The 11,599-nt window shown below is 40.1% G+C and carries 17 protein-coding genes; 3 read left to right on the forward strand and 14 right to left on the reverse strand.

Annotated elements, in window-relative coordinates; genetic code table 11:
• Window positions 1-118: 118 nt before the first annotated feature.
• From QT711_RS00085 to QT711_RS00125, 9 genes are all read right to left on the reverse strand, one after another.
• A complete protein-coding gene (locus tag QT711_RS00085; protein WP_317941454.1) occupies window positions 119-472 on the reverse strand; it encodes a VOC family protein in 354 nt (117 codons plus the stop codon).
• A gap of 75 nt (window positions 473-547) precedes the next feature.
• Entirely contained in the window at window positions 548-1,411 is an 864-nt protein-coding gene (locus QT711_RS00090; RefSeq protein WP_317941455.1) for an aminoglycoside phosphotransferase family protein, read from the reverse strand.
• A 65-nt stretch (window positions 1,412-1,476) separates the two neighbouring features.
• Entirely contained in the window at window positions 1,477-1,866 is a 390-nt protein-coding gene (locus QT711_RS00095; protein WP_317941456.1) for a hypothetical protein, read from the reverse strand.
• 229 nt (window positions 1,867-2,095) lie between these two features.
• Window positions 2,096-2,269 (reverse strand): hypothetical protein, encoded by a 174-nt coding sequence (locus tag QT711_RS00100; protein ID WP_317941457.1) that lies wholly within the window; start codon window positions 2,267-2,269, stop codon window positions 2,096-2,098.
• 20 nt (window positions 2,270-2,289) lie between these two features.
• Window positions 2,290-2,670 (reverse strand): hypothetical protein, encoded by a 381-nt coding sequence (locus QT711_RS00105; RefSeq protein WP_317941458.1) that lies wholly within the window; start codon window positions 2,668-2,670, stop codon window positions 2,290-2,292.
• A 182-nt stretch (window positions 2,671-2,852) separates the two neighbouring features.
• Complete coding sequence (locus QT711_RS00110) at window positions 2,853-3,236, reverse strand: DUF4181 domain-containing protein (protein WP_317941459.1); 384 nt, start codon at window positions 3,234-3,236, stop codon at window positions 2,853-2,855.
• A 218-nt stretch (window positions 3,237-3,454) separates the two neighbouring features.
• The gene (locus QT711_RS00115) at window positions 3,455-4,255 is read right to left on the reverse strand and encodes a DUF6612 family protein (RefSeq protein WP_317941460.1); all 801 of its coding nucleotides are present in this window, start codon (window positions 4,253-4,255) and stop codon (window positions 3,455-3,457) included.
• Between the two features lie 111 nt (window positions 4,256-4,366).
• Window positions 4,367-5,482, reverse strand: coding sequence for an o-succinylbenzoate synthase (gene menC, locus QT711_RS00120; RefSeq protein ID WP_317941928.1), 1,116 nt, complete (start codon window positions 5,480-5,482; stop codon window positions 4,367-4,369).
• Window positions 5,483-5,536: 54 nt separating this feature from the next.
• Window positions 5,537-6,613: a branched-chain amino acid aminotransferase gene (locus QT711_RS00125; protein WP_317941461.1), complete on the reverse strand. Its 1,077-nt coding sequence runs from the start codon at window positions 6,611-6,613 to the stop codon at window positions 5,537-5,539.
• 92 nt (window positions 6,614-6,705) lie between these two features.
• Here QT711_RS00125 and QT711_RS00130 point away from each other — a divergent pair, with 92 nt between their 5' ends.
• On the forward strand, window positions 6,706-7,245 hold the full coding sequence (locus QT711_RS00130; RefSeq protein ID WP_317941462.1) for a transcription repressor NadR: 540 nt from the start codon (window positions 6,706-6,708) through the stop codon (window positions 7,243-7,245).
• A 20-nt stretch (window positions 7,246-7,265) separates the two neighbouring features.
• Here the strand turns inward: QT711_RS00130 and QT711_RS00135 are convergent, their stop codons facing one another.
• Window positions 7,266-8,327: a mechanosensitive ion channel family protein gene (locus QT711_RS00135; RefSeq protein ID WP_317941463.1), complete on the reverse strand. Its 1,062-nt coding sequence runs from the start codon at window positions 8,325-8,327 to the stop codon at window positions 7,266-7,268.
• Between the two features lie 102 nt (window positions 8,328-8,429).
• On the reverse strand, window positions 8,430-9,074 hold the full coding sequence (locus QT711_RS00140; RefSeq protein WP_317941464.1) for an HD domain-containing protein: 645 nt from the start codon (window positions 9,072-9,074) through the stop codon (window positions 8,430-8,432).
• Between the two features lie 132 nt (window positions 9,075-9,206).
• On the opposite strand from QT711_RS00140, the gene QT711_RS00145 reads away from it, so the two are divergent.
• Window positions 9,207-9,410: a cold-shock protein gene (locus tag QT711_RS00145; RefSeq protein ID WP_317941465.1), complete on the forward strand. Its 204-nt coding sequence runs from the start codon at window positions 9,207-9,209 to the stop codon at window positions 9,408-9,410.
• A gap of 40 nt (window positions 9,411-9,450) precedes the next feature.
• Here QT711_RS00145 and QT711_RS00150 read toward each other — a convergent pair whose 3' ends face one another.
• Window positions 9,451-9,639 carry a zinc-finger domain-containing protein gene (locus QT711_RS00150; protein ID WP_317941466.1) on the reverse strand — a complete coding sequence of 63 codons (189 nt, stop codon included), beginning with the start codon at window positions 9,637-9,639 and terminating at the stop codon, window positions 9,451-9,453.
• A 74-nt stretch (window positions 9,640-9,713) separates the two neighbouring features.
• Here QT711_RS00150 and QT711_RS00155 point away from each other — a divergent pair, with 74 nt between their 5' ends.
• On the forward strand, window positions 9,714-10,106 hold the full coding sequence (locus QT711_RS00155) for a ribonuclease HI family protein (protein ID WP_317941467.1): 393 nt from the start codon (window positions 9,714-9,716) through the stop codon (window positions 10,104-10,106).
• A gap of 50 nt (window positions 10,107-10,156) precedes the next feature.
• Here the strand turns inward: QT711_RS00155 and QT711_RS00160 are convergent, their stop codons facing one another.
• Together QT711_RS00160 and QT711_RS00165 are read right to left on the reverse strand one after the other, a co-directional pair.
• Window positions 10,157-10,759: a metallophosphoesterase family protein gene (locus QT711_RS00160; RefSeq protein WP_317941468.1), complete on the reverse strand. Its 603-nt coding sequence runs from the start codon at window positions 10,757-10,759 to the stop codon at window positions 10,157-10,159.
• Window positions 10,760-10,777: 18 nt separating this feature from the next.
• A complete protein-coding gene (locus QT711_RS00165; protein ID WP_317941469.1) occupies window positions 10,778-11,599 on the reverse strand; it encodes a sulfurtransferase in 822 nt (273 codons plus the stop codon).

The raw sequence follows: 11,599 nt of genomic DNA on the forward strand, positions 1-11,599 counted from the left end.
TTGGGCTATTCCATTCATACTGTTCTCACGGAATCGAGCCAGTTTGTTGTATTGCATCTCTTTGATTCATCTTTAATTTCCGTTTTAATCTACTTTGAGAAACCAATACTTGATTGCCTTAACACTGGCAAATCATTAACACATTACCGTCTGGATCACTAATGTTGAACCAGTGACCATTTTCAATTTCAGTCAATATGTTGACTACCTTAGATACGGCGTATTCATAGGCAGCCTCAATGTCTAGCGTATCAAAGTGAAATCTCGGCATTCCATCACATTTAAACTTTTCAAAAATCTTACTATCTAGCACAAGATTGACATTATCCAATGAAATCACGTAGATATGTCCATGTACAATTTCTCCATCTGCTGGAACTCCTAACAAATCACAATACCAATCTCTTGCCTTTGTAACATCACTTACTGGGATGAAAATCGTGCTAATTCTCGTTCCAATCGGACTACCCATAACTTCTCATCTCTCCTTTTGGTCACTTATCTAGATAAAGCGCTATTCCATAATGCTAATCAAGCTTGTTGTGATTTAAAGTAATACATTTTCTAAAATGGAAATATTTCTCTTCAGGAATAAAGCGTTCTTTTCGATACCACGGCGCTTGCACCATCCAATACTATTAAACGCATCTGTAAATTGATAAAAAGGCAACACAACTTCTAAATCAATTAAAGGCCTTATGGAGTTGTAGCCCTCTTTATAGGCCAGGTACAAGCTACAATCAAAACGTAGAAAATCTCGATACAGCTTGGTGAAATCAATCTCTGTTGAGCCAAATCGTACACTTTCAAAATCGATTACTCCTGACACCTTATCTTCATTTACAATAATATTCGCGGGACGAAAATCCATATGTATGAAGCTCGGACCATCTGAAGGAGGCAGTTGCCGTTTCATACTTTCGAACTTTTTAATGGCCTGACTATAAATGCTTCCATCTAAAACTTCCTTTACGTCCTCAGCAAAACTATAAAATTGCCTCTCCACAAAATTTGACCAGTTCGGAAACTCATCTTGAATACCTGTTAACTGTAATGTGGTAGGTGGCTGAATTTGATGCATGGTTGCATGCAGAACGCCAATCTGATAGGCAACGGTAAGTGACGCAAAGTTGGTTAAAGGTTGCCCTTTTAGTTCTGACAAAAGGAAGGCACCTGGATATTGATCATCACCTGGCCAATAATCCAACATATTCGGTATAGAAACTCGATCTTTTAAGAGCTTATAAGCTTCTAACTCTCGCACATACTTCAGTTTCGTGTGAGGTATTTTCAGAAATACATTTTCCCCGTTCACTAAATTGCATTGATAAACAGTTGAACTATGAGAATCGTCGACTTCGTTAATTGATACTACTTTCAAATTGAATTGCTGGATAACCCTATTGACCATCGGAATTCCCCTTTTCATAAAGTTCTACTTTTGACTGCATGCTAACCTATTGTGCAAAAGAGAACTTATGAACTTGATCGTAACGTAATTGTTTCAGACAATTCACCTTCTACATTTACTAAAATCGTAGATGTATTTGGCGTTTTGCGAGCCAATTTAATGACATCTCCACTTTCATAAATGCCGTTATTATCGAAAACTACATCGTGAACACCCCATCCTAAGAAATCACTGCTTTCAACATCGAAGTTGAAGTTGCCGAGCTTTTCAAGGTTCTCTCCTTTGTACGTAATTATTATTCGCTGCGTCTCTTTCCCCCAGAAATTAGAATCAGCAATTAACTCGCAAATCCAGTTGCCACTTTCCCCTTTGAATGCAATACTACTATTGTTTTGACAAGACGCTAGCATGAACAATGAAAATATAAAGAGTATGCAATATAAAAACTTCTTCAATGTGTTCCTCCCCCATCTTTTCATTATTCTGTATGTAAAACAGGCTAGTTGCTAAAAAGTGCTGTAATTTGATAAAGAAGCAAACAATCACCTTGACCGTTTGTACAAGCTCTCCCCTTTTAGATTCCACAAATCTACAGAAAATCCTTCATTTTCTAGCGATAAAAAAAGAAGCGCTGTATGTAGAAACGCTTCCAAAAGGTGTTCAGGCAATAATGTTATATGCATTCTATAAATACCCACTAGGCGAGTTTCGGTCACCTTCCATCTTGTAATCCAACTTCACTTCTGATTGATCACGTACATTGTTTGCATCATGATGGAATTTTCTATATCTCTTTCTTCTCCAATCGACAAATAAGCCAAACGTGATTAATAGAAGTGTAACCAGTAAGAAAGGCATTGTTTCAACCCCCCTTCTCGCTAAGCATATACTTCATGGGCCTTTGCCTTTTTGTATTCCTTCCTCATTTCAAAAACAGTTAGGGCAACCACAATCCATAAGACAGGATTAGACAAGGATATGCCTACTTGTGAGTTGCCGCCAAGCAACGTGAATATAACGATTAAACTCAGTAAATAAGATACCAAGCTAACATTCCACCAAAAAGAAGATTGCGCTGACTTCTCTTCTTGAAAATGTATTGTGAAAAAGCCTAACAAAACTACCAATAGTAAAAGTCCAATCAGCATTGGTTTTGGAAAGAACAAAAAGTCATTTAAACTAGGAAAGAAATCATAAGCCATTAATAGTGTCAGTGGGATGAGGATGAATATCATCACATATAACTCTTTACCTTTCACGTTCATCTCTCCTCTCACAATTGTATACGTATGAATGTCTAAATAGTTTCATTGCTCCAATAGTCTAACCCGCTAAATCTACAAAAACGTCTAACGCCCGGGCATGCTAGCAATATTTCCTTATCCCTATAAAAGTTATCCAAGCCACCCGAAGAAATCCGTTGTAAACAAAACAATCAAGATCATAACGCCAAAACCCAATTGCTAATAGTAAGCAAATAAGCTTTTTTGTTTTCGTCATACTTCCATTCGAAAAACGCTCTCGTTAATTCTGTTAATGCAATTAACACAAAAACGACATAGGTTGATTTCAAAAACCAATCACGATCCTCATGTATTCTACCGATATTGATAAAATAAGCAAAGAACAAAAAGCCAATACAAGCGATCCGAAGTGTCCAATCAATCATCTTATGCTGTTTATTTATGTGATGATAGGAGAAACTACTTCTTTTCTTAACTTTGAGCAAATTCTGCATTATAAGATTGAACAATGATATTGCTAACACGATAATGATGATTAGAAGAATTAATTTCAACCAGTGAAATGGATCGATACCATACATGCATGCTCCCCTCCTCCTACTGTATAGACGCCAAAAAAAATAAAAAAGTTTCATTTTTGCAATTACATTAATTATACTAACAGATAATCATCTCTAAGTACGAATTTATTCAACAAAAAAACACCGTAATTAACGGTGCTTATTCGAGTTCTATCAGTATTTATCTTTCTAAGCTACATTTTTCAATCAGCAGTAAAACGTTTTTACGTACACTTACCTTACCGAGAAACTAACTCAGTTACTTCCTTCGGTACAGTAAAATCTTCGATATCATTAAAATAGCTATACGTGGCGTTCAACTTTTGGCGTGTTTTAAAAGAGTTGCCTTTGCTGTATATTTTCATATCCGCATACATATTGAAGCCCGTCACATAGGACGTTTTTTTATTAATTTTAATAGTGATTTCCATGCGATCAATTAAGAGAAAACCTTCTTCACTCGGTCCGACTTCTGGGAAGATTTCTTTGAATCTAGGGAATTCATCACGATCTAATGAAAGTTTCAACACATAGTCGTAACCGATTTCTTCTAATTTGAAATCATCGTTGAACGTTTTGAACTTGGCAAGATCGACAAGCGGATTGGTTGTCGATACAAGCGTTCCGAATGCTTCTTTCAATGGATCCGTTTCAGACTCGCGCAAACCTTGTTCCCGACTGTCCGCGACAACCGTTTGTTCACCAACGTCATAAATGTCCATGTTCCATACTTCCCCGCCTCTTGGCTGGACTGTTACTTGACGATGGACTTTCATCGGGTCTAAAAAAGCATCCATGTTCATATCGAAATTCACACCGGATTTTTCGGTCTTTTCAGGATCGCCGTCAAAAACCGTTCCATTATATTCGTCATACACGACGTGTGCACTGACCGAAGTTAGTGAAGAATTCATCGCTTGCTCAGATTTGTCCAATAAGTCACCAGCTGTTAATTTCTTTTGTGGTTCTTCTGCATTGTTACATGCCGTTACTAGAAGAACGAGCGAACTGACGACAAACGCACTAAGTATTTTTTTCACAATATACTTCCTCTCTACAAAACCTACGTTCATTTTACTGGAAGAATTACACTTCATCAATGCTTTAGACGGTTTTTCTGGCGTGTAAGTTGCATAGACTTGCAAACAGTTTTATTCAACAGCCGAAAAACACCACTTCCCAATTGTAAAATTGTCGATTGCATGCATGTCTGGTTCATAACCAATCCCATTGCTACGCGGGACAGCAATCACACCATCTTGGACAACTACTTCAGGTGTAATAATGTCTTTTTCCCAATAACGTGATGACCCGGCTGTATCACCTGGGTAAATAAAATTCGGTAATGACGTCAAAGCGATGTTGTGAGCACGCCCAATTCCCGCCTCTAACATGCCGCCACACCAAACAGGCACACCCTGCTCCATACAATAATCATGAATTCGTTTCGCTTCCGACAATCCGCCAACCCGTCCGATTTTCACATTAATGACTTTTGTACTTCGTAGCGTGAGTGCTTTTCGTACATCGTTCAAGGAAAGGATGCTTTCATCTAGACAAATTGGGGTCTTCAATTCTCGTTGTAACACAGCATGGTCAACAATATCGTCATGGCCAAGTGGCTGTTCAATCATTAAGAGGTTGAATGCATCCAGTTCCTTCAACAATTCAATATCATCTAGTGAATAAGCGGAATTGGCATCTGCCATCAAAGGAACATCGGGAAATGCAGCGCGTAATGTACGAAGTAGTTCAACATCAAAACCCGGTTTAATTTTCACTTTGATGCGCCGATACCCTTCGTCCAAATAGCCTTGTACTTTGGCTACCAGTTCCGAAAAACTTGCTTGCAAGCCAATACTAATGCCAACTTCAATCTCTTTTCGAGTTCCTCCTAACGCTTCCGCTAACGACATGCGGTTACGCTTAGCATATAAATCCCAGACGGCTGTCTCTAGAGCCGCTTTCGCCATATTGTTTTTGCGGATGGAAGAAAAGAGCATACTTACTTCATCGGGATGAGTAATGTCTTTTCCTAGCAATAAAGGGACTAGAAAATCATTGATCATATGTACATTCGTTTCGACGGTTTCTTCCGTGTACCAAGGAGCTTCAAAAGCCACCGATTCGCCCCATCCACAATTTCCGTTTTCATCTTGTACTTCAATGACTAAAAACTGCTTGTCTTGCATTGTGCCGAAGCTCGTGGAAAAAGGTTCTTTCATTCGCATTCTTAGTCTTCGGACGGTCACTTCTGCTATACGCAATTTCATCACCTCATAAAAACATCCTGCCATAAAATGACAGGACGCCTGTTGGAATTACAATTCTACTTTCATGCGCCATTCAAAAGGATCAGGCAGTTTTCCTGTTTGAATCCCTGTCATTGTATCATAGATCTTTTTCGACAACTCCCCGATTTCACCATGATTGACGACCAACTTCTTATCTTGCCAGAACAGTTCGCCGATTGGAGAGATAACCGCTGCCGTTCCTGTACCGAACGCTTCTTCTAACAGTCCGGACTCATATGCTTCGAATAATTCTTCCATTGAAATTTGACGCTCCGTAACCGGAATATCCCAGTGTTGCAATAATTCAATCACCGATTTGCGTGTAATCCCTTCTAAAATGCTACCGTTTAGTGAAGGGGTAACAACTTCTCCATTGATTTTGAAGAATACGTTCATTGCACCGACTTCTTCAATGTACTTATGTTCTTTTCCATCCAACCATAACACTTGGGAATAGCCTTTCGCCTCCGCAACTTCTTGTGCTTTCATGGCACCTGCATAATTCCCTGCCGTTTTTGCACTACCAGTCCCACCTTTGACCGCACGGACGAATTCAGATTCTACAGCAATGCGGACAGGATTAATACCTTCCTTGTAATACGCACCAACTGGTGAAAGGATAATCATGAAGCGGTACGTCTTCGAAGGTGCAACCCCAAGATACGGTTGTGTCGCAAAAATGAAAGGACGTATGTATAACGAAGTACCTTCAACATTAGGAATCCAATCTTTATCAATTTGGATTAACTTCCGCAAACCTGCTAGCGCGAGCTCTTCATCGAAAGCCGGCATGCAAAGACGTTCATTGGAACGGTTTAACCGCTTCATATTCTCATCTGGTCTGAACAATAACACTTCATCTTCTTGCGTAACATATGCCTTCAATCCTTCAAACACTGTCTGACCGTAGTGGAAGACAATCGCAGCAGGATCCAACGTAATCGGTTTGTACGGGACGACTTTGGCGTCATGCCATCCTTTACCTTCTGTATAGTCCATTGTAAACATGTGATCCGTAAAAACAGTTCCGAACGAAAGCTGATCAAACGCCGGCTTCTCTTTCGGATGATTCGTCAATTGTACGTGAATAGATAATTGATCCATTCAGAACCCCTCCTCTATGTATGTATAGTTTTACATTATACACGAAATCATAAAAACTGATATGATATTATGGAAAGATTGGAGGGATGCAAATGAGTGACAACATGAAGATGCCCGGTGAAGAAAGACGGGAACTGCTATTGGAAACTTTACGGACAGCGACAAAACCTTTCACGGGCAAAGCACTAGGAGAAATGACTAACGTAAGCCGACAAGTGATCGTGGGTGATATTACGTTGTTAAAAGCAAAAGACGAGCCGATTATCGCGACAAGTCAAGGCTATTTGTATATGCACACATCATCCGGCCCCGATAAGATTGAAAAAACACTTGTTTGCCAACATACACCAGAACAAACTGAAGAGGAATTAAATATTCTTGTAGATTACGGGTTAACTGTAAAAGATGTCCGAGTCGAACATCCTGTTTACGGAGATTTGCGTGCATCGATCATGGTATCCAATCGACAGGAAGTGAAAGCATTCATTCGTCGAGTGACCGAAGCAAATGCCGTATATTTGTCCAACTTATCAGAGGGTGGCGTCCATATGCATACCGTCAGTGCGGACAATCCTAGTCAAATTACAAGTGCAGAAGCAGCATTAAAAAAAGCGGGTATCCTCATTGAATGAGGGATACCCGTTTGTTAGTTTTATAATGCTTCTTCATCAACAATCAGTTTAGTGTTTGGTAATGCGAAGGTGATTTCTTCTGCGCGTAGGATATCAAGGATTTTGTAATTCACTTCTTCTTTTATATCCAGATAGGCTCCCCAATCGGTCGTCTTCGTGAAGAAGTACAGCATAATATTCATGCCGTTTTCCTTGTATTCATCAAACTTCACGAAAATGGTCTCCTGATGAACACCTTCATGATTGCGTAATAAATGTCTAATGTCGTCAATGCTTCTTTGAAGTGCAACTTTGTCGGTAGTAGGCGCTACTCGAATGGTGAAGGAGACTTGCCGTTTGCCCATCTTACTCCAGTTCGTAATGGCTTCATTCGCTAATGTGGCATTGGGAACCGTTACAAGCGCTTGACCAAACGTGCGGATTTTCGTACTTCTAAAAGAAATGTCCTCTACTGTTCCTTCGACGGTTGGCGTATAGATCCAATCACCGATCGTAAAGGGTTTTTCCGTAATGATGACCACTCCACCGAAAAATTGTGCTAATGCGTCTTTTGCTGCAAGCGCAAACGCCAATCCGCCAATTCCAAGACCCGCGACGAACGTACTGACGTTATACCCAAATTCCTGAGCGATGATGCTCAACGTAATCACAATAATAATGAAGCGCAATGCTTTTGAAATAAAAGGTATTAATATGTCATCGATTCGCATATTAAATCGATTGTTCAGTCCTGAAAAGAAACTTGAGGTAGCTCCTGTCAAATTGTAAAAACCCCAAGCGATGACAATGACGATGGACGATCTGATCAGGTGTAAGAATAGCAGATTTTTTTGATCAATATATGGGAAATACCCGACTGCTACATAGACACCGATGATCGTCACAAGCCATTGGAACGGTTTTTCAAACGACAATAATATTGTTGAAAAGAAACTATTCGGTGCTTTGTTACTCAGTTTTAAAATGAGTGTAAAAATGTATTTTGCAAACACTTTCCGAAACAACCAAAATAATAATAAGACTCCTAATGCAATACCCGTATGTACAACTTCATACCTCGTAAACCATTCGTACCAATCCATAATCCATCACTCCTAACACGTCCATCTTAACAAATCATGTTAAGGAGAAAAAGTAATAGCTATTAAAATATCAAATTTCAACGAAAAAACTTCTATGGATTTTTATCGTGTATCCAATGCTAAATCGGTTTCATCACTCAATTGTTGAAGGAACGTAACCATGAATGTATGACGTTGTTCGGCAAGTCGTTTTCCTTCATCCGTCACCATACGTTCTTTTAACAATAACAGTTTTTCAAAAAAATGCGTGACAGAGGATGTCTCTTTCGAGCGGTATTCCGCTTCTGTCATGTCTTTCCTCGTCACTTCGTCCGCATCGTATAATTTCCGACCGCGTGCACCACCAAATGCAAACGTTCGTGCAATTCCGATTGCCCCCATGGCATCTAATCGGTCCGCATCCCGAACAATCGCACCTTCTATGGAAGTAATGTCCCGCTCGTTCCCACCGTTAAAGGAAACGCTGTTGATTGTCTTTTGAACGGTCTCTATCGTTTGTTCGTCTGCACCAACTTGAGATAGAATTTGACTTACTGAATGAGCGCTGACTGATTGATACTTCGGGTCTTCGATATCATGTAACAGCACAGCAAGCGTAATGATGGACACGTCAGCATGAGGGATTGTGCCTGCTATCTGTTTAGCATTTTTTAAAACACGTACGATGTGATCAAAATCGTGACTTGCATCGAATTCGTTGTAAATATTTTTGACAGACATTGTACACTTCTGAATAATTGTTTGCATAAGCTAGAGCTCCTTTTCGTTGAGTCGACTGAAAATTTAGGCGTATCATTGACGTTTACTGTCGATTCATGTATAGTTAATGCAACCATGTTAATAATGGGAAGACATTGAATTGCCGAGGGAGGAATAAGTATGTACCAAGGTAAAGTAAAATGGTTCAGCAATGAAAAAGGGTATGGGTTTATTGAAACGGATAATGGAGAAGATGTATTTGTACATTACACGGGCATTAAAGCCGATGGATTTAAAACATTGGATGAAGGCCAAACCGTTTCATTTGAGATTATTGAAGGAAACCGTGGTCCTCAAGCGGCAAATGTCTTACCAATCACGTAAAAAATAACGAATTATCCCGCCAAGCTATGACAAGGCGGGTTTATTTTGTTAATTTATTCATTTCATTGCCTAAGAACTGTAATTGTTCACCGATTGTACACGTTTGAATGCAAAATTGATGGGCTTTTGTCTTTCCGCTATCTTTTCTCTGTTGACGTTTGACAAAACACCCTTCACAATACGTATCAAGCAGTTCATCAATTTCCTTCATAATTGATAATTTATCCATAGAAGCCTCCTGATCGTAACATTTATTGTAGTATGCTTTCCATTCTGATGCAACTTATGAAAGGAGGATACGCCATGCTTGAAGTATATGTAGATGGAGCAAGTGCTGGAAACCCCGGGAAAAGTGGAATCGGTATTTTTATTAAAGGTGAAGGGCAACAACTGAAAATTGCCGAGCCAATTGCACCAACAAATAACCATACTGCTGAATTTATTGCCCTCCTAAGAGGAATGGAAGAAGCTGCAAAACTAACGACTGGAATCGTTTCTGCCCGTTCAGATTCGAAAGTCGTTGTCGCAGCAGTGGAAAATGAATTTGTTAAAAATGAGCTACATAAAGAGTACTTGCATAAAATTCTATCCATTGCAAAATCCTTTGACTTCTTTTTTATAAAATGGATTCCAGATCATGAAAACCGAGCGGCTGATGCGCTCGCCCGCGAAGCAATCCATAAAAGTGGACAATAAAAGAGCATTTACCTGGCAGGTTCTCCTGTTGTCGGTAAATGCTCTTTCTATTATTTTGCCTTCATGAATGTCACAGTGTTTTGGATGCTATCAAAAAGAACCCATTCCTGATCGTCGATAACTGCCCCTACATTGACAAGCGTCTGTTCTTGCCCGAGTTCGTAGGGCTGCCCAAATAACAAAACCTCTTCCACATGACCATCTCGTTGTAAGCCTGACGTATGGCTATGGCCGTAAAATGTCACAGGCTGAGAAACTTCAGGTTCTATTAACGCCCAAGGATTTCCTCCCCATTTCCATTGGTGGCCGTGAATGACTTCAGCCATGCCAAGTTCGATTTTTTCGGGCATTGCCGAAAGAATGCCGAGTAATGGGTCATCTGTATTTGTAATAAGCAGGATTCGTTCTTCCTGATTCCCTTTGACCGATGGAAAAGTCAATAACTCGACAAACCCATCGGGTAACAGCATGACTTCTGCAAGATTATTATAACGATGTTCACTAACGTGACGTTTACTAATCGTGCATTCAAAAAGATCGCCTGTTCCGATCAATAGCGCATCGGGTACTTCTTGTTTAATGTGCGCCAATACGCTTTTCAAGTCTTCTTTCGAAGAATGAACATCCCCGATAATGGCATATTTCATTTGCATCGTCATTCCGCCTTCTTTTCAACTTTTTTCAATTTCGATCGGTTCTTTGGAAATCCAATCACTGTAACTCCCAACATATAAGCGGACATGTTCAAAACCGTTCTGCTTCAGCATCGCATAAAGCGGTGCTGCTGTCACACCACTCCCGCAGTATACGATGACTGACTGATCTGTTTGAACGACATCCTCTAATCGGTATTTCATGTCTTCATTCAAATTGAAGGAACCACTCTGTTTCAATTGTTCCCAATCAAAGTTCAATGCGCCCGGAATACGTCCAGCAATTGGATCGATCGGTTCAACTTCACCTCGGTATCGTTCAGCGGATCGTGCATCCAACAACACATGATTCCGATTGCCATGAACAGTCTCTTCGACTAGTTCTCGAGTTGCAAGTATCTCTTCCTTCCACTCTGGTTCTACATTTGAAGGAGACGGTTTTACTTGTTCTTGACTCAGCGGTACACCATGATCTTCGAATGTTGTAAACCCTTCAATTGCGATAGAGGCATTCCTAAAACCAGCATATTGCAGAATCCACCATGCTCTGGCAGCGAAAGGACTTCCGCCGTCATCGTAAACGATGATTTCATCATCCAACTCCAAACCGCTCTTTCTGAATAAATGCGTCAACGCTTCCTTGTCAGGTAGCGGATGTCTGCCGGCATCCTTCGTCATATCTGACAAATCCTTTTCAAGGTCCCAATAGAGCGCGCCTTCGACATGTTTTTCTCCATATTTTTGCAAACCGAGTGCTGGATTTTGCAAAGCATATCGTGTATCAATCCACTTCACGACTTGAGCATCCACTTGTGTAATCGACTTAAAAACGTTTTGCAT

Origin of the sequence: Sporosarcina saromensis (assembly GCF_033253735.1) — a bacterium.
Taxonomy (GTDB): Bacteria; Bacillota; Bacilli; order Bacillales_A; family Planococcaceae; genus Sporosarcina; species Sporosarcina saromensis.